Here is a 20378-nt window from a genome sequence, read left to right as displayed (position 1 = left end):
CCGTTGCGTTGGCCGGGTAGACGCTAGAAGTACCGGCGGGTGATCAGCTCCAACGCGTGGCCCGAGGGGTCCTTGAAATAGACGCCTCGGCCGCCGTGTCCGGTGTTGGTCTCGCCGGGCCGGGTCATCTGCGGATCGGCCCAGTGCTCGACGCCGCCAGTCACCAGGCGATCGTAGGCGCGCTCGAAATGCTCCTCGTCCACCAGGAACGCATAGTGCTGCATCTGGATCTCTACAGGTGGTTCAGCGAACTGCAGCATGACCCCGCCGGCGAGGGAAATGTTGGTGAAGGGTCCCCAGCTGGGGGCTTCGTCGGCTTCAAGGATCGAGGTGTAGAAGGCGGCCGAAGCTGCGCGGTCCAGCGACGCGACGATGGTGTGGTTGAAAAGTGCGGGCATGCGTGACTCCTTTGATGTGGATCTATTCGATGAGGGATGTTCAATCGATCCACAAGGAGGTGCTCGCGCGAAGCCAGGATACGCGGTGCCGGCTTGCGCTGTGCGGGCAAACGCGGTCCGGGCGCGGCTCAGGTATCGGCCGGGTAGCCGATCCGTGCAGGGCCAGGGCCCGATCCGGTCATCACGCCCGCCAGTCTAACCGAGCGGCCGCAAACGAACCTACCCTTGTTCGAATGTGCCCACCGTTGAACGGCAGGATTTTCGAACAAGGGTAGGTTTCGTGGGCCGACGGCTGATGATGACCGCTAGGTAATGCCCGCTAGATGATGGCTGCGCGGAGCTCCTTGGCGGCCAGCGCGGGGTCAGCTGCGCTGTAGATGGAACCACCCACGACGGCGACATCCGCACCGGCACGCTGTACGGCGTTGATGGTGTCGATGTTCACGCCACCGGCCACGGAGAACGGCACACGGGCGGCTTCGCCGGCGTTCAGGAGGCCTTCGAGGTTGTAGCCCGGCTTGGCCTGCTCGTCCAGGCCGGCGTGGAACTCGATGAACTTGGCGCCGAGTGCACGGGCTTCCTTGGCGCGGGTGACCTTGTCCTGCACACCAATGAGGTCCACCACGATGCCCTTGTTGTGGGCCTTGGCTGCCTTGACGGCACCGGCAATGGTGGAATCGTCGGCGCTGCCGAGCACGGAGACCAGGTCTGCACCTGCGCTGAAGGCAATCTCGGCTTCGAGTTCGCCGGCGTCCATGGTCTTCATGTCGGCAAAGACGATCTTGTCCGGGTGGGCGTTCTTGACGGCGGTGACGGCGGAGAGTCCGGCGTTCTTCACCAACGGCGTACCGAGCTCGATGATGTCGACATATTCGGCGACCTTGCCGGCGAGTTCGAGGGCGGCGTCAACGGTGAGGACGTCCATAGCGACTTGCAGTTTCATGTGGTGATCACTTTCTTGTTGTCATTGTGTGTACATGAGGAAGCGAGAGGGCCTATTCGAGGTTTGCGTGGCGGAGCCAGAGCTCCTCCGGAGCGGCCGCGTCCTGGTCCCACAGGCTTTGGAAGACGGCTTCGCTGGCGATGAACAGCACCTGTTCAAAGAGGCTCCCCGAGTACTGGCGGGTGACGGTTGAGCCGTGATCGGTCTTCTGCGCGGCGGGGATGACGACGACGACGTCGGCAAGTTCCGCAAGCGGCGAATCGGCGTTGGTGGTGTAGGCAGCCACACGGGCTCCCTGCCTGGCGGCGGTTTCCGCCGCCTTGACCACGCCCGATGTTGTGCCGGAGCCGGACGCCACCAGCAGAAGGTCGCCGGAGCGAATGGCCGGCGCCGTGATTTCACCGACGACGTGCACGTTCAGGCCCAGGTGCATGAGGCGCATGGCGGCCATCTTCAGGACAAGCCCGCTGCGTCCTGCGCCAGTAACGAAAACCCTGCCGGCAGTCTTGAGTTCCGACACGAGCCCGGCAACCTGCCCGGGCTGGACGCCGCCGGCCACCTTTGCGATCTCCTCTTGGATGAGGAGCAGGTTCTTGCTGAAATCCCGGGTTGTATCAGTGAGGCCCGGGTGGGATTCGGCGATGACACTCATGGGTGCTTTGCTCCTTTCGCGGTGTTGCCCCTCAATCGTCGCGCGCTGAACGGGTGGGTGGTACGCCGTTAAAGAGCAGTAATTACTACCCAAAGGGATAGTCGCATCGGAAGACTCACCTAGAATGGGCAGGTGATCACCCCTGCCGAAGCAGCCCGCACCGTACCGTCCTCGCTACTGGCCTCAGGGGGCCGCCCATTCCTTGAGGCGCTGGCCAGGCTGACCACGGCGCCGCTTTCCGAAATCGCCCAACGGCTAAGGGAGGCCACGCTCCTCTATGTGAGTGGCAGCGCGTTGGTCATCTTCACCGAGGACTGCACAGGCCGCCCGCAAAAGAAGGCCGGCGACGAAACGATCATCAGTTCTGTCTCCATCGCCGAACTGGACCAGATCCGGGAGTCCATGCCCGGCGTCGACCCCTGGCATGGTGAGGCGGCCCTCGGCGGCAAGAACCGCCCGGTCCTGGCGCTGGGATCCCCCAGCAACGCGATCCTGGTGATTGCTGATCCGCAGCCGCAGCAGACCGGATCACCAGACAACGCATCCCTTCAGGACGAAGCAGCACTGTGGGTGGTCAACTACCTCTGGACGCTCGCCGCCGAACGCATCCGCGAAAAGGTGGCAGACGCACCGCCGTCGTACCTTATCGAGTCCCGCGCGGCGTCGGCCGAGCGCCTCAGGGTGACGGCCGAGCTCGTGGACCGCCACTCCACCGCCCTGGAAACCCTGCTCGCGGCACTGAGGTCCGGCACGCTGTCAGATTCCGAGGCCCGGAAATCAGCCACCGACACCGCAGCCAAGGCACTGGTCGGCCTGCGCACGCTTAGCGACCGCACCACGGAACTGGTGGAGGAACCCGTGAGCACTGCGTTCCAACGCCTCCGCGAAGACCTGAAGCCGCTCATGAATTTCAGCGGGATCGACGTCCAGTTCATCGAGCCGCCGGTCAATGGCCGTGCGCTGCCGGGCGAGGTGGCCCACGCGGCCCGGGCCATCGTCAGGGGCGTCGTGCTGGCCATGGTGGACCAACCGCAGGTACGGCGCATCCGCACGCAGTGGGATTGCGACGGCGAGAACCTCCTCATCAACGTCCGCGACGACGGTCACGGCGAACTATCCGCCGATTCGCCGGCCATCGGCCGGCTCGTCCAGCGCGTGGAGGCCTTGGACGGACGCATCTCCATAGACGTGATGTCCGGATGGGGTGCAGATGTCGCCGTCACGCTTCCGCTCGACCCGCCGGCCCGCCCCTTGGCGGACATCGCCGACTGGAAACTCGGCGAGCGCGAGCTCGAAGTCCTTCAACTCCTCGCCGCGGGCCAGCGCAACCGCTCCATCGCGGCGAAGCTCCACATCAGCGAGAACACGGTGAAGTTCCACCTCCGGAACCTCTTCCGGAAGATGGGTGCGTCCTCGCGCACCGAGGCAATCGCGCTGGCCCACAGCAGCGGGCTGCGTTAGGGCAACAGCAGATGGCAGGATGGCGGCATGGCAATCGAGGTTCGTCCAGCCACCGTGTTCGAGGACGTCAAGACCATGGTGGGCCCCAAGCACCCTGACGCCAACGTGTGCTGGTGCCTGAGCTACCGCATCCCGTCCAAGCAGAACCTGGGGCTGCAGCGGCAGGAGCGCGGAAAGCTGGTGGAGAAGCTCGTGGCGCAGGACCCGCCGCCTGGGGTGCTGGCTTACGACGGCGACGAAGTAGTCGGGTGGGCAGCTGTCCACCCGCGTGCGGACACCAGTTTCGCGAAGAACCGCAAGATCCCGCATGTGGACGACGCCGAAGTGTGGTCTGTCTGGTGCATCCGGGTGAGGCCCGGGCACCGCGGTAAGGGAATCTCACATCACCTCTTGGAGGGCGCCGTGGACCTGGCTCGCAAGTACGGCGCCCCCGCAATTGAGGGCTACCCCGTGGACAACAAGGGAAGCAAAGTGGATCTCACCATGGCCTATGTGGGCACCCGCAAACTCTTTGAGAAGGCCGGGTTCACCAAGGTTGCCGAAACAACCTCGGTGCTCAATGGCTTTCCACGGGTACTGATGCGGCTGGAGCTGGACTAACCGCCGCAGCGTGCTCGGCCAGGACACCTGTCTGGTGCCGGATCTTGAGTCGATACAGCAGTGCTCCGCTGACCACTACGGCTCCGACGAACAGGACACCGCCCCACTGCAGGTACCACTCGAAGGGCGGCACTGAGTTGTAGATTTCCGCTCGGGGCCAGATCAGGTTCACGGTCATCGCGCCGCCCCAGAGGACTGCCAGCACGTTGACCACCACGCCCCACTTCCCGAGGCTGAAGCCCACCTCGGTGCCGTCGTCCGCCAGCGGCCACTTCTTCAGGAAGCGCTGGCGCAGCATCGGCACGGTGACCAGGAGATAGGACAGGTAGATCAGCACGATGCTGATGCTGGAGAGGATGGTGAAGATGGCTGGCTGCATCACGTTGACCAGCAGCGGGATGATGGCCATGATGCCGATCACGATGGCCGCCACCGTGGGGGTCTTGCGGACCGGGTGGACCTTGCTGAGCTGGCGGCTGAAGGGGAGGTTATTGTCGCGGGCCATCGCGAACATCATGCGGATGGCGGCGGCGTGGACCGCAAGGGTGCAGACCACCACGGCCACCACGATGCAGGCCAAGAAGGCCTTGCCGAAGGGGCCGCCCAGCACGGACAGCACGATGTACTGCAGGCCGCCATCGGCAGCGCCGAGCTTGGGGTCGCTGAGATCCGGTGCCGCCAGGATGCCGCCGAAGAGCAGCAGGCCGCCCAGGAGGAAGGACGCCGTGACGGCCCGGATGATGGCCTTGGGCGCAGTCTTCTTGGGGTCCTTGGTCTCTTCGCCGAGGGAGCTCGCAGTATCGAAGCCGTACATGACGTAGCCGGAAGCCATGGCGGCGATCAGGAAAACGCCGAAGAAGCCCATGGGGTGTTCCTGGCCGAAGCCGGACGTGTCGAAGAGGACCTCGGGCCCGTTGACCACGTGCCAGAACAGGGCAACGATGAGCAGCGCCGCAGCGGCCAGCTCAACAAAAACACCGATGCTGTTGATCTTGGTCATGAGCTTCACGCCGAAGGCGTTGATCAAGGTGGAGATGGTGATCATGATGGCGGCCAACAGCACGCCGTTAGCGGCGAAGTCGTACGGGCCGGTGCCGTCGCCCACCAGCTGGAAGCCGGACCAGAGCTGCGGAAGGGTGATCTGCAGGGCCAGCGCCACGGAGCCGAGCGCGACGATCGAGGAAATCATCAGCAGCCAGCCTGACAGCCAGGCCCAGGTGCCGGTGGTGAGCCTCTTGGCCCAGTTGTAGACCGATCCCGCCACGGGATACCTGCCCGCGAGCTCGGCGAAACACAATGCGACCATCAATTGGCCGAGGAAGACGATGGGCCATGACCACGCGTAGGCCGGCCCGGCCGTGGAGAAGCCAAAGTAGAACAGTTGAAAAACACCGGTGAGGATGGAGATATAGCTGACGCCCGCGGCAAAGCTTGCAAATTTGCCGATGCTGCGGTCAAGGGTTTGGGCGTAGCCAAACTCGTCCATGCCGCTGGAGTCAGCACTCTTTTTGGGATCAAACATCTGAGCTCCTAAATCGAATAGCACGATGGTGATAGCCCGGCCCATCGTGGGCGCAGGCGTTATCCACGGCAGGGCGGCGCCGCTGAGGCGCGCGCCCTGCCGGATGTCCCCCTTGGTAGTGCCCTTTCCGGAAGTAGCAGTCCGGTAGTGCTGGTCCTAGCCAGCCTCAGTTGAGCCGAACCAGCGGCTCGGGGCAGGGGCAATGTTCTGCCAGATGTGCTTGGCTTCGCGGTACTCGGCCAGGCCGGCCTGGCCGAGTTCACGGCCGATCCCGGACTTCCCGAAGCCGCCCCATTCCGCCTGGGGGACGTACGGGTGGTAGTCGTTGATCCACACCGTTCCGTGCCGGAGAGCGCCCGCGACGCGCTGCGCCTTCGACGCGTCCGACGTCCACACCGCGCCAGCCAGGCCATACTCAGTGTCATTTGCTATCGCGATCGCCTCGGCCTCGGTTCGGAACGTCTCCACGGTCAGCACCGGGCCGAACGATTCCTCCCGCAGCACGCTCATGCCCGAGCGGCAGTTGCCGAGCACGGTGGGCGGGTAGAAGAAACCGTCGGCGAGCGGCCCGTCGTCGGGGATGTAGCCGCCGCACAACAGTTCTGCGCCCTCCTCGATCCCGGACTGGACATAGGCGTGGACCTGCTCGCGGTGCTTGGCGGAGATGAGCGGCCCAGTCTCGGCGTCGGCGTCGAACGGTCCGCCCATCCGGATCTTCTTCGCGCGTTCGACCACCTCGGCCACAAAACGCCCGGCAATGGTCTCCTCGACGACGAGTCGTGCCCCTGCCGAGCAGACCTGGCCGGAGTGCAGGAAGACCGCGGTCAGGGCGTTGTCGACGGCGGCGTCCCAGTCCGAGTCAGCAAAGACGACATTCGGGTTCTTCCCGCCGAGCTCGAAGGCGACGCGCTTCACAGTTTCGGCGGCGGCAGCCATGATCGTTTGCCCGGTGGAGAGTCCGCCGGTGAGCGAGACGAGGTCCACGCGCGGGTCGGAGCTGAGCGGGCCGCCTACTCTGGAGCCGGTTCCCGTGACCAGATTTGCTACGCCGGCGGGAACGCCAGCCTCTTCAAGGGTCTCCATGAGAAGGATCGAGGTCGACGGCGTGAGCTCGCTGGGCTTGAGCACGAACGAGTTCCCCGCAACGAGTGCCGGCGCCACCTTCCACGCCGCCTGGAGGAGCGGGTAGTTCCACGGCGCAATAAGCGCGCAGACCCCGAGCGGCTCGTACACCACGCGGCTGATCGCATCCGCCCGGCCGGTGTCGATGACACGGCCGGCGTCGAGTCCGGCGACCTTGCCGTAGTACCGGAAGCACGCGGCGATATCGTCCATGTCGTACTCCGCCTCCACGAGCCGTTTGCCCGTGTCGAGCGCCTCGGCCCGCGCATAGGCGGCCTTGTCCCGCACAAGGAGGTCCGCGACGCGCAGCATGACCGCACCCCGCTCGATGTCGGTGAGCCGGCGCCACGGGCCGTCGTCGAACGCGGTCCGGGCACTTGCGATCGCCCGCTCCGCGTCCTGCACCGTCGACGAGGCCACGACCGCCACCTCGCGCCCGTCCGCCGGGCAGCGCACAACGGTGGTCCCGCCGTCGGACGCCTCTTGCCAGGCGCCGTCGATGTATAAACCGCGGGCAAGCCCCAGTTGAGTATCCATGGTCACGCTCATACCCTTAGCCCTTCGCTTTCACGGCAGCGGCTGCTGCTCCTGGCACGGATCCGCCGCGTTCCAGCGGGCTGACCCCGTGGCGGTAGAAATCGGCGTGCTGGGCTTCCAGCGGGGCCTTTCCGGCGATGAGGTCCGCCGCCCTTTCGGCGAGCATCATGACCGGGGCGTAGATATTTCCGTTGGTGACATACGGCATGGCAGATGCGTCTACGACGCGGAGTCCCTGCGTGCCGTGGACCGACATGTCCAGCGGGTTGACCACGGCCATTGGATCCGTGTCCGGTCCCATCTTGGCCGTGCAGGACGGGTGCAGCGCGGTCTCGGCATCGCGGGCCACCCAGTCCAGGATCTCGGCGTCGGTCCGGACGCTGCGGCCCGGGGAAAGTTCGCCGCCGTTGAACGGGGACATCGCGGACTGGCCCAGGATGTCGCGGGCAATCCGGATGGCTTCCACCCACTCACGCCTGTCCTGATCCGTGGACAGGTAGTTGAACAGCATGGACGGGTGGACCGTGGGGTCCGTGGACTTGATCTTCAGGCTGCCGCGGGCATCCGAGTACATAGGTCCAATGTGGACCTGGTAGCCGTGCTTGGCGTCGGCCTTTTGACCGTCATAGCGCACGGCAACCGGAAGGAAGTGGAACATGAGGTTCGGGTAGTCCACATCTTCGTTGGACCTGACGAAGCCGCCGCCTTCAAAGTGGTTGGTGGCTGCTGGACCCTTGCGTCCAAGCAGCCATTCCAGGCCGATGAACGGATAGCGCCACAGTTCCAGGTTTGGCTGCATGGAAACCGGCTGGGTACAGGCGTGCTGGATGTATACCTCAAGGTGGTCCTGCAGGTTCTCGCCGACGCCGGGAAGGTTGACCACGGACTTGATGCCCAAGGAGGCCAGGTGCTTGGCATCGCCCACGCCGGAAAGCTGCAGCAACTGCGGGGTGTTGATGGCGCCGCCGGACAGAATGACCTCGCCAGCGTTCACGGTGTGGGTCTTGCCGTTGCGGCGATACGTGACACCGGTGGCCACGTTGCCGTTGAAATTGACCTTGGTGACCAATGCGCGGGTGAGGACCGTGAGGTTTTCCCGGCCGTAATTGGGACGCAGATACGCCCGGGATGCGGACAGCCGCTGGCCCTTGTGGACGTTGCGGTCAAAGGCCGCGAAGCCTTCCTGGCGGTAGCCATTGACGTCATCCGTGAGCGGGTAGCCGGCCTCCTGTGCCGCGTCGAAGAAGGCCTGGAACAGCGGATTCGTGGCGGGGCCGCGCTCCAGGACCAGCGGACCGGAATGGCCACGGAGTTCGTCATTGGGGTCGGCGGCCAGGGCGTTCTCCATGCGGTTGAAGTACGGCAGGCAGTGTGCAAAGTCCCAGGATTCCATGCCGGCGTCAGCGCCCCAGCGCTCGTAGTCCAGGGGGTTTCCGCGCTGGAAGATCATGCCGTTGATGGAGCTTGAGCCACCGAGCACCTTGCCGCGGGCATGGGCTATTCGGCGCCCATGCATATGGGGCTCAGGGTCGGACTCATACCGCCAGTCATAGAGGGGATTGCCGCTGGGGAACGTCAGGGCGGCGGGCATCTGGATGAACAGATCCCAGGGATAGTCGCTTCGTCCGGCTTCCAGGACCAACACGCTGTTGGTGCCTCCTGCGCTCAGGCGGTTAGCGAGTACGGAGCCTGCGCTTCCTCCACCGACGATCACGTAGTCGTAGCTGTTCACTGACATGTTGAGAATCTCCTTGCATGACGTGCAGTCCAGGCGACATGAGTCCCGGCAATTCAGTGGCCGGGAAGCTGTCGGTGCACCGTGGCAGAAGGATGCCGAAAGAGGCATTCACAACCTGCGTATTACACAACACGGTGCACATTGTGCGTGCTTGAAATATGACAGCCGTCACACTGATATGTCAATAGGCCTGCGCGATCTGCCCGTTTGCGACCAAGGCCGTCAAAGGCATTACGCGCCCTGCAATCTCGCCGTCATCCGGTGGGCTTCGGCCAGCAGCAACCTTCCGAGGAACGCCTGGCGATCCCCGCGAAACCGCGGCTCAATGCCGGTCAAGGAGAGCGCCCAGGCAGGGCGTCCCTGCCGGTCAAAAACGGCCGCACCCATCCCCCAACTGCCTTCCAGGACGAGCCCGGGATTCACTGAATATCCCGCCAGGCGGGCCTCCTCCAGCTTGGCCCGCACCACGTCAGCAGTGTGGCCGGCAGCAAAGTCACCAGCATGCGCGTCCCAGTCGGCGAGCAATTCTTCCTGTTCTTCAGGCGGTAGGAACGCCATGATGGCCGTCCCCGCGGAGGCCACTCCCAGCGGGAAACGCACGCCCTCGTGAAGCACGAAGGATCTCACCGGGAACGAGCCCTCCTCGCGCAGAACGCAGACCGTTTCATTGCCGCGCCGGATGGAGAAGAAGGCGCTCTCGCCCGTCTCGGCGGCGAGCCTGCGCAGCGATGGCCGGGCAAGGTCCTCCATGGGGAAACGTGCAGCAGCCACCGACCCCAGCAGGAAGATCTCAGGCCCCAGCACCCATTTTCCTGTAGCCGTTTCGTGCTCCAACAGGCCTTCCGCGGCCAGCGACGTCAACAGCCGGTGGACCGTGGGCCGGGTGAGCCCCGATTCGCGCACCAGGCCAGCCAGAGACGTCCCTTCCGGCTTGCGGCCAACCAGCCGCAGCAGCAGCGCCACACGGCCCACCACTTGCGCTCCCTGCACCGGGTTCTGGACCGCACTCCGCGTCGCCAAACCGCCTCCTCGAAGATTTCATCCACAATATGGACATCTTCAAGCGTAGCGTCCACACCATGAGTAGCCAAGGGCCCTGGCCGTTGACCACTTCCCGGAAGAAACCTAGGCTCCAACACAAAGACAAGTAGTCCACAAAGTGGATATCCCAAGAGCAAGACTCAAAGAGGAGTTCCGAATGTCCAAGGTGCAGACAGACGCAGCCACGGCGCTACAGGACGTGATGGCGGACGGCATGACCATCGCCGTCGGGGGCTTTGGCCTGAGCGGCATCCCCGCAGACCTGATCGACGCCGTCCGGGACTCCGGCGTCCGGGACCTCACTGTGGTCTCGAACAACATGGGGATCGACGGCAAGGGCCTGGGCGTCCTCATCGAAGCCGGCCAGGTGCGCAAGGTGATCGCCTCCTACGTGGGCGAGAACAAGCTCTTCGCCGAGCAGTACCTCTCCGGCTTGCTCGAGGTCGAGTTCACCCCGCAGGGCACCCTCGCAGAACGCCTTCGCGCCGGTGGTGCCGGCATCCCGGCCTTCTATACGCGGACCGGCGTGGGGACGCTCGTGGCGGAAGGCAAGCCGCTGGAAGCGTTCGACGGCGTGACGTACGTCCGCGAGCGCGCCATCCTGGCCGACGTCGCGCTCGTCCACGCGCACACCGCAGACACGGACGGCAACCTGATCTACCGCTACACCGCCCGGAACTTCAACCCGGTGGTGGCGACGGCGGGTGCCGTGACCGTCGCGGAGGCGGAGGTCATCGTGCAGCCGGGCGAGCTGGATCCCAACCACATCGTCACGCCCGGCGTCTACGTCCAGCGGCTGGTGCAGGCCACCGGCCGGGTCAAGGACATCGAACAGCGCACCGTCCGGCCGCGCGCTGAAGCACTGGCCGCCGTCGGCGCCTCAGGAAACTAGGAGAATCACCATGGCATGGACACGAGACGAAATGGCCGCCATCGCGGCTGAAGAACTGAACGACGGCGACTACGTCAACCTCGGCATCGGCATCCCCACGCTGGTGGCCAACAACCTCCCACGCGGCGTACGGGTGGTCCTCCAGAGCGAAAACGGCCTGCTCGGCATGGGCCCGTTCCCCTACGAGGGCGAGGAAGACGCCGACCTCATCAACGCCGGCAAGCAGACCGTCACCATCACCCCGGGCGGCAGCATTTTCGACTCCGCCACCTCGTTCGGCATGATCCGCGGCGGGCACGTGAAAGTGGCCATCCTGGGCGCCATGCAGGTGTCCGGCAGCGGCGACCTGGCCAACTGGACCATCCCCGGCAAGATGGTCAAAGGCATGGGTGGTGCAATGGATCTGGTGGCCGGGACGCCGCGCGTGGTGGTCCTTACCGAACACAACGCCAAGGACGGCACCGCCAAGATCGTCACAGAATGCACGCTGCCCCCGACCGGCCTGGGCTGCGTGGACCGCATCATCAGTGACCTCGCGGTCTTCGACATCGTGCCGGACGAGACAAACGCCGACGGCGGCGGGCGGCAGCTGCTGCTGACCCGCCTCGCCCCGGGCGTCACCGTGGAGGAGATCCGCAGCAAGACGGAGGCGGAGTTTTCCGTCGCACTCGAGTCCCACACTTTTGAAGGAGTAAACGCATGAGCCTGCAGGACCAATTCGGCAAGGACATCCTGCTTACGGGATGGGGCCACAGCAAGTTCGGGAAGCTGACGGACGACACCCTCGAATCGCTGATCGTGCAGGTTGCCGGCGAGGCCATCCGGAACTCCGGCCTGGAGCCCAAGGACATCGACGAGATCTACCTCGGCCAGTTCAACTCGGGCATGCAGCCGCTGGGCTTCACGTCCTCGCTCGCGCTGCAGCTGTCCGAGGATCTGGCCAACGTGCCCGCCACGCGTGCCGAAAATGCCTGTGCTTCCGGTTCTGCAGCCTTCCAGCAGGGCGTCAAAGCCGTACTGGCCGGGACCGCCCGCAGCGTGCTGGTGATCGGCGCCGAGAAGATGACCGACGCCGGGGCCGACGTGGTGGGGGCCGGCCTGCTTGGTGCTTCGTACGAGATGGCAGGCAAGGCGTCCTCCACTGGATTCACGGGCCTGTTCGCGGAGGTCGCCAAACACTACGAGAAGCGCTACGGGGCTGTCATCGCCGGTTCCGGTTTTGCCGGCGGCCTGGGCGACATCCTCGGTTCCATCGCCGCCAAGAACCACCACAACGGCATGGACAACCCCTATGCGCAGATGCACCGGGACTTCGGCGAGGAGTTCTGCCGGACCATCTCCGAGAAGAACCCCATGGTTGCCGAACCCTTGCGCCGCACGGACTGTTCGCCAGTGTCCGACGGTGCCGCCGCCGTCGTGATTTCAACGTCGGCGAGCGGCGGCGCAACCGCACCGGTGCGCCTGGCCGGTTTCGGGCACGCGAACGACTTCTTCCCCGCGGAGAAGCGCGACCCCACCGAGTTCGCCGCCACCCGGGTGTCCTGGGAGCGGGCGCTGGGGATGGCCGGCGTCGGGATTGAGGGCCTGGACTTCGCCGAGGTGCACGACTGCTTCACCATCGCCGAACTGCTCATGTACGAGGCCATGGGGCTGACACCGCGCGGCGAGGGCTGGCGCGCCATCCAGGAAGGCTGGGTCTACAAGGACGGCAAGCTGCCCATCAACGTCTCCGGCGGGCTGAAGGCAAAAGGCCACCCCGTGGGCGCCACCGGCGTGTCGCAGCACGTCATCGCAGCCATGCAGCTCAGCGGCACGGCGGGCGCCATGCAGCTGCCCAATGCGCGGCGCGGCGCGGTCCAGAACATGGGCGGCGTGGGCATCGCCAACTACGTGAGCGTGCTGGAGGCCGTGTAGGGCCGGCCGGCCTGACCAGCGCAGTTGGGGCGAGCGCCGCCGTCGTGGGCTGCTTTGAGGCTGGTTCTGCAGGAACAGGCCCAATTCCACGGCGTGTCCGCGCCAATGTGCCCCGGGACGGCCGGGCCGGCAGCGCAGGCCGGTCAGCGGCCCCGGATCATCGCCGCGATCTCCGCGAACCCGAGCCGCTCCGCATTCTGCAGGGCGGTGCGGCCCTGGGGGTCGCGGATGTCCGGGTCGGCGCCGGCGTCCAGGAGCTGCCGGACCACGTCCTGCTGCCTGGGCCCGCCGTTGTTGAGCAGGATGGCCTCCTGCATGGCGGTCCAGCCCAGGTTGTTCACGTGGTCCACGGGCACGCCTGCAACGATCAGGATCCGCACGGTGTCCACGTGGCCGTGTTCGCTCGCGGGGATCAGCGCGGTGCCCCCGTAGCGGTTGATGCTGCGGACATCCGCCCCCGCGGCCAGCGTCAGCTGCAGCACCTCGTTGAAGCCCTCGGCCCCCGCGTACAGGAACGCGGAGTCCTGGATGGCGTCCTTCGCGTTGACGTTGCCGCCGGCCGCGATGAGTTCCTTGACCCGGGCCGGATCGTTGGCCTTGGCGGCGAGGATGAGCAGTCGGTCGGTTTCCATCTGTGCCTCCGGAGTGAGGGCGGGCGGTGCCGAAGCGGCCGACGCAGCCGACGACGGCGGTGCGGTGTCCGCGGCGGCGGGCACCGGCGTCGTGTTTGCCGAAGTAGCGGCCGGCTGGGGCGCGGACGGTGCGGAGCCGCACGCGGCAAGCAGCCCGGCGGCCGCGGCCCCGGCCAGGATGACCAGGGTACGGCGCCGGACTACTTTCCTGAACGTTCGCATTGGCTGGAAGCCTACTTGACCAGGATGGCCTCGGCGCCAGCCGTGGCGCAGGCTTCGTCCAGGGCGCCGTCAGGTGCGCCGCCTACGCCGATGCCGGCCACGGAGACGCCGTTGACCTTCAGCGGGACGCCGCCGGCGAGGAACAGGGTGCCGGGAAGATCGGCGATGGAAGGCTTGCCGTTGCCGCTGATCCGGCCGTTGAGCTCGCTGGTGGGGGCGCCGAAGGCAGCTGCGGTGTATGCCTTCTGCTTGGAGGCCTCGATGGTGTGCTCGGCGGCGTTGTCGCCACGCAGCACGGCCTGGACGGTGCCGAAGCGGTCAACCACGGAGACGGTGACGAACGGCAGCTTGTCGGCCGCGCACTTGGCCAGGGCAGCCTGGACAGCCTTCGCGGAGGCGGTGGCGGAGACGCGGTTCTGAGCCACGGTGGTGCCCTCACCGGCGGGGACGTCGACGGCGGGAACGGCTGCGGGAGCCTGCGAGACTGTGGCCTGCTGCGGCACGGAAACGGCGTTGGCAACAGCGGTGATACCGCCGGTAAGGACCAAGGCGCTGACGGCTGCGCTGGTGAACATCATGGTGGACTTCTTCATGGCTTCTCCCGTTGTTCGAGACTTGATTGCTTCAAGGTCTGATTTGGTTCAAGGTCTGTGGCGTGCCGGCAACCTTACCGGCTCGCTCTTCAAGCTTGGCCCGGGCCGCTGCGGAACACATCGCTCGGCCGGCCCTCTCCCTCTCATCCCTTCCGCCCCCCATATCAGCCGAAAGGTTGAGAGACCGGCAATAGCAAGGGAATTAGCATGGTGGATAGCGCCCTTCACGCGGACAGGAACCCATGACAGAGAACAGGATCGGTGGCCGGATCGACGCCGTGGTCCACATGAGCTTCGCCGTGCTGATGGTGGCGTCCGGGGTCCGGTACGTTATGCGGCATTCGCCGGCGGACAATCTCTGGACAGTGGTCCTGGCAGCTATGGTCTGCGTACTCTATGCTGTGACAGCCGTCCTGGCGCAGCACCGCCAGCCCTGGATCCCATGGATGTTCGCGCTGGTGGCCGCCTGGTCCGCGCTGGTCATCGCCGCCCCGAGTTTCGCCTGGTGCTCCTTCGCGCTCTTCTTCCTCTCCCGCACGGCGTTCCGCGGCTGGGCCGCTTACGTTGCGGGGGGCGCAACGGCGGCCGCCACCGCCGTCGGGCTCTTCCGAATGAGCGGCGGCAGCGACGTCGCCATGCTGCTGGGACCGCTCGCCGCCGGCGCGCTGCTGACCCTGATCTACGACAAGATCGAGCGCGACGCCGCCCTGCAGCGCCGGCTGGTGGACGAGGTCACGGAGGCCCAGGACCGGCTCGCGGCGAGCGAACGGGCCGCCGGGGTGGCCGCCGAACGCGAGCGCGTATCCCGGGAAATCCACGACACCGTAACCCAGGGCCTGGCCAGCAGCCTGCTCCTGCTCGAGGCCGCGCAGCGTTCCTGGCCCGATGCCGGGGCCCAGGACGAGGTCCGCAAGGCCGGCATCCTGCTGCGCCAAAACCTGGCCGATACCCGCAGCCTGGTCCACGAGCTCTCCGCCCCCGGCCTGGAAACAGGTCCCCTGCCAGAGGCCCTGGAACAGGCCGCCCAGCAGTACCTCGACGGCGTCCGGCTGCAGATCACGGGCGAGCCCCGCCCCGTGCCCGGCGAGGTCCGCCATGCCCTGCTGCGCGTGACCCAAAGCGCGGCGGCGAACATCAAGCTCCACGCCGGGACCACGCGCGCGAGCCTCACGCTCGGGTACCTGCCCGACGCCGTGACCCTGGACGTGTTCGACGACGGCCGCGGCTTTGATCCCGCAGCGGTGCCAGCCCCCTCCGAACGGGGCGGGTACGGGCTGCGGGCGATGCGGCAGCGCGTCGAACAGCTGGGCGGGGTGTTTTCGGTGGAAAGTTCGCCCGGCGAAGGCACCATCATCGCCGCGCAGCTGCCCCTGCCACCGTCCCCGCCACTGCCCGTGTCGCTGGCGGACCACCCCGAAGCCAACGCTCAGGAGACCCCATGACCCCCATCTCCGTCCTCCTCGTCGACGACCACACCGTGGTCAGGAGCGGACTCAAGGCGCTGCTGGGCACCCAGCCGGACATCGTCGTCGTGGGCGAAGCGGCCTCCGGCGGGGACGCACTGGCGGTAGCGGAAGAACTCACCCCCGACGTGGTGCTGATGGATCTGGCCATGGGCCCCGGCATGGACGGCATCGAGGCCATCAAACGTCTCCGGCAGCGCAATGGCCGGCAGGCGGTGATCGTCTTCACCACCTACGATTCCGACGCCGACATTGTGCGGGCCGTCGACGCCGGGGCCATGGGCTACCTCCTCAAGGACGCGGCACCGGAGGAGATCTTCGCGGCGGTCCGCGGGGCCGTCCAGGGCAAGAGCGTCATGAGCGCCCCCGTGGCCAGCCGGCTGTTCCAACAGCTGCGCAACCCGGACGAGGTCCTCACCCCGCGCGAGGCCGAACTCCTCAGCCTGCTCACCCAGGGCCTGAGCAACCGCGAGCTCGGCAAGCAGCTGTTCATCTCCGAGGCGACGGTCAAGACGCACCTGGCGCACATCTACGCCAAGCTCGGCGTCGAGACCCGGGCGGCCGCGATTGCCACCGCCATCCGCCGCGAGGGAATGCGCTAGGCCCGGCACGCCGCCGTCGTGGGGCGCTTTGGAACGCAAGGGCCCCACGATGTGCCCAACTCGACGGCGTGTCCGTGTCAAAGTGCCCCGAGTTGGGTGTGATCCGGACGGCCTGGCTTCTCGCTTTGGTAGGGGCCGTCGAGGCACAGCAAAAGTACTGGCCGCCCAGAGTCCGCTGTCGAGGTCCTCCAGCACGTCACCCGGGAACTCCGACGCAACGACACCTCCCTGAAAGACTTGGACACCCTGACCCTACTTTCTGCGATTCTCCCGGTCCTGACGCTCAACAAGGGCGGGGCGGGGCGCAAGATAGCGAGGAACTTGCAATGGGCGCTTGAGAGTCCGAGCGGCGCACGCCCCATCCGCCGCGAGGGAATGCGCTGACTCCTGTTGCACCGGACCCCTTTCCCATAAACTGGCCCTATGTCCGACACAACAGGACGCAAGCTGTTTAAGCATTCCGGGACGGCGCTGCTCTTCCGGGGAACCCTCGCCATTGCCCTTGGCTTGCTGGTTGCCTCCTTGCCGGTTGCCACGGTTTTTGGCCTCGTCTACGTGTTCGGCATCTACGCCATCACCGATGGACTCGCCAACTTGGCCCACTACTTCTACGATCCTGCGCGCCACTCCCGTTGGAGCATGGCGGGGGGCTTCATCTCGGTCGCGGCCGGCCTCGTGGCGGTTTCGTGGCCGGGCATCACGGCCACCGCGCTGAGCCTCCTCATCGGCATCTGGGCCTTGGCTCTGGGGATCTCGCAGATCATGCAGGCCTTGGAAGCCCGCGCCGAAACCGCGGCTTGGGGAATCCGTTTGCTGACAGGGCTGGCCATGGCAGCACTTGGCTTCATGTTGGTGCTCAATCCCGGCGCCGGAATCGTCAGCCTGGCCTGGCTGCTGGCGACGTTCACCGTGGTCGAGGGTTTGCTGTTGATCGTTTCCGGTGTGAAGTTCCGCAGGCGCGCCACTTCGACCATGATGCTTGCCCGCTGACGCCTGCCCGCCGCTTCCCCCGGCCCCCCGCCGTCGTGGGCGTCTTTGATTGCGGCAGGTGCCACAAACCGCCTTCCCGACGGCGTGTCCGCGCCAAAGCGCCCCGATTCGGGGCGCACAGCAGCATCCCCCGGCCGCCAAGTTGGGTAAGTTAGTCATGTGAAGATTGCTACCTGGAATGTGAATTCGCTCCGCGCCCGCGCCGACCGCGTGGAGGCCTGGCTGCAGCGCAGTGACTGCGATGTCCTGGCCATCCAGGAGACCAAGTGCAAGGACGACAACTTCCCCTGGGAACTCTTCGAACGCATGGGCTACGAGGTGGCCCACTTCGGCCTGAGCCAGTGGAACGGTGTGGCGATCGCCTCCCGTGTAGGGCTCGACGACGTCGAACGCACCTTCCTGGACCAGCCCGCCTTCGGCAAGGACGGCAAGGATCCCGTCCAGGAGGCCCGCGCCATTGCCGCCACGTGCGGGGGCGTGCGCATCTGGAGCCTTTACGTGCCCAACGGCCGCTCCCTGGATGACGAGCACATGCCCTACAAGCTGAAGTGGCTGGATGTCCTCCAGGGCCACGCCGCCGGCTGGGTTTCCGGGAATCCTGAGGCCCAGATCGCGCTCATGGGCGACTGGAACATCGCCCCGTTGGACGAGGACGTCTGGGACATCGAATACTTCCAGGCCAACGCCCTCACCCACGTCAGCGAACCCGAGCGCGCCGCGTTCCAGGCGTTCGAATCGGCGGGTTTCGCCGATGTCGTACGCCCCCACACGCCGGGTCCGGGCGTGTACACCTACTGGGACTACACGCAGCTGCGCTTCCCCAAGAAGGAAGGCATGCGGATCGACTTCGTCATGGCCTCGCCCGCTTTGGCTGCCCGCGTCACGGGTGCTTCGATCGACCGCGAGGAACGCAAGGGCAAGGGCGCCTCGGACCATGCGCCCGTGATCGTGGAATTGGCTGAGTGATGGGAAGGGCGGGCCTGCGATGACTGGAAACCTGTACAGAGGTCAGGCTGGGCTGCCCTTCTCCTCCTCGCTGCGCATCTACGAACCGATCGAGGCCTTCCCCGAGGAGCAGCAGCGCCAACTGCTGGCCGACGGCCGCCGCACCGGTTCCCGGGCGGACGTCGAGAATGCCGAACTCCAGGCCTCCCTCGGCCGGATCACCCGGCCCGGCGGGGACCCGTTCCCCACAGGCCGCACGGACCTGGTCCGCATGACCAAGGTTCCGCAGGGCCGGCACGCCAAGCAGGACGCGGACGACCCCGACGCCGGGCGGCTGCTTTACTGCCCCAGCCAGCTCGTGATCCGGGCCGGCTTGGCGGCCAACGCGCTGATGGACGGCGTCCACAGCCCGCTGGCCGAACTGCTGATCCCGATATCACAGCGCGACAAGCACCAGGCCCGGATCGACCGGATCAACGCCGGCGACGACGCCAAACGCGTCCACACGCGGGCCTCCACCTGGGGCATCCCGTTCAGCTGGTTCTCTCTGTTCCAGGAATCGGACCGCAAGGACGTGGTGGAGTCGGAGGGACGGATCCAGACGGTGCGGGTATGGTGCCCGCTCACCGACGCCCTGGACCGGGCGCGCTACGCGGTGGCCCACCTGGCGCTGGCAGCCCCGGACCTGGACATGCTCGATGACCTCACGCAGCTCACCGAGTGGCTGGAACTGTTCCACGTGCAGTCCATGGTGGAACTGGACTACGGTGCCGTGGCGGACAAGGTCTACCCGGACGAGTCCCCCATGGATGTTCGGCTGGGCATCGAATGCCTGGCCGAGGGAGACATGACGGGTGCTGCTGCGGCCTACCGCCGCCTGGCCTCCCGCTGGATCCCGATCCGGCAGCTCGCCCGGGCCTCCTGAACTGCTTGCCGCGTCTCTCGCTCGGCGGCCGCGGCCAGGCTGCGGCCTCAGCCGCGTGCAGAACTCAAATCGCGGGGCGGGGCCGTCGTCTCCCTGACGATCAGCTCATGTGGGGCGACGGCCGAGCGCACTGCCCCGGCCACGCCGTCGAGCTCGTCCAGGAGCATCCTGGTGCCAAGCTCTGCCTGGTCATCCGGGCGCTGGCCCACGGTGGTGAGGCCGAGCGCTGCGGAGAAATCGTGGTCGTCGATGCCGATGACGGACAGGTCCTGGGGGATGCGCACACCGTGGCGGCCTGCCTCGAAGATCACACCCATGGCCATCTCGTCCGAGGAGCAGAAGATCGCGGTCGGTTTGCGGCCGGGCTGGGACCACAGCCGGGTGAACGCTTGCTGGCCGCTGGCTACCGTGAAGTCGCCCCACTCATCCCATTCGGGACGGACCTCCAGCCCTGCGTCGGCCATGACGTCCTGGAACGCCCGGATCCGGACGCGGGGGACGTCGAAGTTCAAGTCGGTTTCGTCGTCGCCGTGCAGCAGCGCAATGTCCCGGTGCCCCAGCTCCAGCAGGTGCCTGACCGCGGTGGAGGCGGCGTCGTAGTCGTTGATGCCGATGTAGGGGCAGTCCTCCACATGGCCGCCGACCACCACCAGGGGGATGTCGATCTTGTGCAGGTGCTCCAGTTCTTCCTCACTCAGGGCCATGCAAAGGACCAGAAGGGCATCGATCTGCTTGTAGACCATGGTGGAGCTGAAGAGCCGTTCACGGTTGCTGCCGTGGCCGCCAAGGTTGAAGAGGGAGAGGTTGTAATTGCGCGAGTGCAGTTCCCTGTCGGCACCCTCGATGGCCTTGGAGAAGAACCAGCGGCTCACGAAGGGTGCAAGCACCCCCACGGTCCGGGTGCGGCCGGTGGCCAGGCCGGACGCGGACGATGAGGCCACGTAGCCAAGGGCTGCGGCGACCTCCAGGATCTTCTCCCGGGTGGCCGGCGAAACCCTGGGAAGCCCGCGTACCGCCCGCGACACCGTGGCCGTGGACACGCCGGCAGCCGCGGCAACGTCCTCAATGCTGACGCCCGTATGGCCGCCCCGCTGGGCCCTACCCGTTGTTCGTGACACCATGACCTCTCGTCGGCTGCATGCAGATATGCGCCGCCTTGCTTCCCCAGCGGCGACAAGCCAGTTTA

At 66.3% G+C, this 20378-nt stretch carries 20 protein-coding genes; 10 read left to right on the top strand and 10 right to left on the bottom strand.

Annotation, left to right across the window (positions count from 1 at the left end; genetic code table 11):
- Window positions 1–23: 23 nt before the first annotated feature.
- The 3 genes from NVV90_RS02010 to hxlB form a co-directional block, all read right to left on the bottom strand.
- On the bottom strand, window positions 24–398 hold the full coding sequence (locus tag NVV90_RS02010) for a VOC family protein (protein ID WP_258439529.1): 375 nt from the start codon (window positions 396–398) through the stop codon (window positions 24–26).
- A gap of 319 nt (window positions 399–717) precedes the next feature.
- Window positions 718–1341: a 3-hexulose-6-phosphate synthase gene (gene hxlA, locus NVV90_RS02005; RefSeq protein WP_258439528.1), complete on the bottom strand. Its 624-nt coding sequence runs from the start codon at window positions 1339–1341 to the stop codon at window positions 718–720.
- 52 nt (window positions 1342–1393) lie between these two features.
- Entirely contained in the window at window positions 1394–1993 is a 600-nt protein-coding gene (hxlB, locus tag NVV90_RS02000) for a 6-phospho-3-hexuloisomerase (protein ID WP_258439526.1), read from the bottom strand.
- Window positions 1994–2128: 135 nt separating this feature from the next.
- Here hxlB and NVV90_RS01995 point away from each other — a divergent pair, with 135 nt between their 5' ends.
- Window positions 2129–3454, top strand: coding sequence for a response regulator transcription factor family protein (locus NVV90_RS01995; protein WP_258441037.1), 1326 nt, complete (start codon window positions 2129–2131; stop codon window positions 3452–3454).
- Window positions 3455–3481: 27 nt separating this feature from the next.
- Entirely contained in the window at window positions 3482–4054 is a 573-nt protein-coding gene (locus tag NVV90_RS01990; RefSeq protein ID WP_258439525.1) for a GNAT family N-acetyltransferase, read from the top strand.
- On the opposite strand, the gene NVV90_RS01985 is transcribed toward NVV90_RS01990, so the two are convergent.
- The 4 genes from NVV90_RS01985 to NVV90_RS01970 form a co-directional block, all read right to left on the bottom strand.
- Entirely contained in the window at window positions 4011–5576 is a 1566-nt protein-coding gene (locus NVV90_RS01985) for an APC family permease (RefSeq protein WP_258439524.1), read from the bottom strand. The two genes, NVV90_RS01990 and NVV90_RS01985, sit on opposite strands and share 44 nt — an antisense overlap.
- A 156-nt stretch (window positions 5577–5732) precedes the next feature.
- A complete protein-coding gene (locus NVV90_RS01980; protein ID WP_258439523.1) occupies window positions 5733–7247 on the bottom strand; it encodes an aldehyde dehydrogenase family protein in 1515 nt (504 codons plus the stop codon).
- A gap of 4 nt (window positions 7248–7251) precedes the next feature.
- Window positions 7252–8973, bottom strand: coding sequence for a choline dehydrogenase (gene betA / locus NVV90_RS01975; RefSeq protein WP_258439522.1), 1722 nt, complete (start codon window positions 8971–8973; stop codon window positions 7252–7254).
- Between the two features lie 231 nt (window positions 8974–9204).
- The gene (locus NVV90_RS01970) at window positions 9205–9936 is read right to left on the bottom strand and encodes an IclR family transcriptional regulator (protein WP_258439521.1); all 732 of its coding nucleotides are present in this window, start codon (window positions 9934–9936) and stop codon (window positions 9205–9207) included.
- A 235-nt stretch (window positions 9937–10171) separates the two neighbouring features.
- Here NVV90_RS01970 and NVV90_RS01965 point away from each other — a divergent pair, with 235 nt between their 5' ends.
- The 3 genes from NVV90_RS01965 to NVV90_RS01955 are packed head-to-tail and all read left to right on the top strand — an operon-like array spanning window position 10172 to window position 12820.
- Window positions 10172–10906 carry a CoA transferase subunit A gene (locus tag NVV90_RS01965; RefSeq protein ID WP_258439520.1) on the top strand — a complete coding sequence of 245 codons (735 nt, stop codon included), beginning with the start codon at window positions 10172–10174 and terminating at the stop codon, window positions 10904–10906.
- A gap of 10 nt (window positions 10907–10916) precedes the next feature.
- Complete coding sequence (locus tag NVV90_RS01960) at window positions 10917–11609, top strand: CoA transferase subunit B (protein ID WP_258439519.1); 693 nt, start codon at window positions 10917–10919, stop codon at window positions 11607–11609.
- The gene (locus NVV90_RS01955; protein WP_258439518.1) at window positions 11606–12820 is read left to right on the top strand and encodes an acetyl-CoA acetyltransferase; all 1215 of its coding nucleotides are present in this window, start codon (window positions 11606–11608) and stop codon (window positions 12818–12820) included. The genes NVV90_RS01960 and NVV90_RS01955 overlap by 4 nt, the downstream gene beginning before the upstream one ends.
- A gap of 143 nt (window positions 12821–12963) precedes the next feature.
- Here the strand turns inward: NVV90_RS01955 and NVV90_RS01950 are convergent, their stop codons facing one another.
- On the bottom strand, window positions 12964–13674 hold the full coding sequence (locus tag NVV90_RS01950) for an ankyrin repeat domain-containing protein (RefSeq protein WP_258439517.1): 711 nt from the start codon (window positions 13672–13674) through the stop codon (window positions 12964–12966).
- Between the two features lie 11 nt (window positions 13675–13685).
- The gene (locus NVV90_RS01945; RefSeq protein ID WP_258439516.1) at window positions 13686–14267 is read right to left on the bottom strand and encodes a heme-binding protein; all 582 of its coding nucleotides are present in this window, start codon (window positions 14265–14267) and stop codon (window positions 13686–13688) included.
- A gap of 242 nt (window positions 14268–14509) precedes the next feature.
- On the opposite strand from NVV90_RS01945, the gene NVV90_RS01940 reads away from it, so the two are divergent.
- The 5 genes from NVV90_RS01940 (at window position 14510) to NVV90_RS01920 (ending at window position 19192) form a co-directional block, all read left to right on the top strand.
- On the top strand, window positions 14510–15709 hold the full coding sequence (locus NVV90_RS01940) for a sensor histidine kinase (RefSeq protein ID WP_258439515.1): 1200 nt from the start codon (window positions 14510–14512) through the stop codon (window positions 15707–15709).
- Window positions 15706–16332: a response regulator transcription factor gene (locus NVV90_RS01935; RefSeq protein ID WP_258439514.1), complete on the top strand. Its 627-nt coding sequence runs from the start codon at window positions 15706–15708 to the stop codon at window positions 16330–16332. The genes NVV90_RS01940 and NVV90_RS01935 overlap by 4 nt, the downstream gene beginning before the upstream one ends.
- Window positions 16333–16755: 423 nt before the next feature.
- Window positions 16756–17322 (top strand): HdeD family acid-resistance protein, encoded by a 567-nt coding sequence (locus NVV90_RS01930; protein ID WP_258439513.1) that lies wholly within the window; start codon window positions 16756–16758, stop codon window positions 17320–17322.
- Window positions 17323–17481: 159 nt separating this feature from the next.
- Window positions 17482–18288 (top strand): exodeoxyribonuclease III, encoded by an 807-nt coding sequence (locus NVV90_RS01925; protein WP_258439512.1) that lies wholly within the window; start codon window positions 17482–17484, stop codon window positions 18286–18288.
- Window positions 18289–18307: 19 nt separating this feature from the next.
- Window positions 18308–19192, top strand: a complete 885-nt coding sequence (locus tag NVV90_RS01920) for a hypothetical protein (protein ID WP_258439511.1) — start codon at window positions 18308–18310, stop codon at window positions 19190–19192.
- A 47-nt stretch (window positions 19193–19239) separates the two neighbouring features.
- Here NVV90_RS01920 and NVV90_RS01915 read toward each other — a convergent pair whose 3' ends face one another.
- The gene (locus NVV90_RS01915; protein WP_258441035.1) at window positions 19240–20310 is read right to left on the bottom strand and encodes a LacI family DNA-binding transcriptional regulator; all 1071 of its coding nucleotides are present in this window, start codon (window positions 20308–20310) and stop codon (window positions 19240–19242) included.
- Window positions 20311–20378: the final 68 nt, after the last annotated feature.

Source organism: Arthrobacter sp. CJ23 (assembly GCF_024741795.1).
Classification (GTDB): Bacteria; Actinomycetota; Actinomycetes; order Actinomycetales; family Micrococcaceae; genus Arthrobacter.
This window is presented reverse-complemented; position numbering and strand designations above follow the sequence as displayed.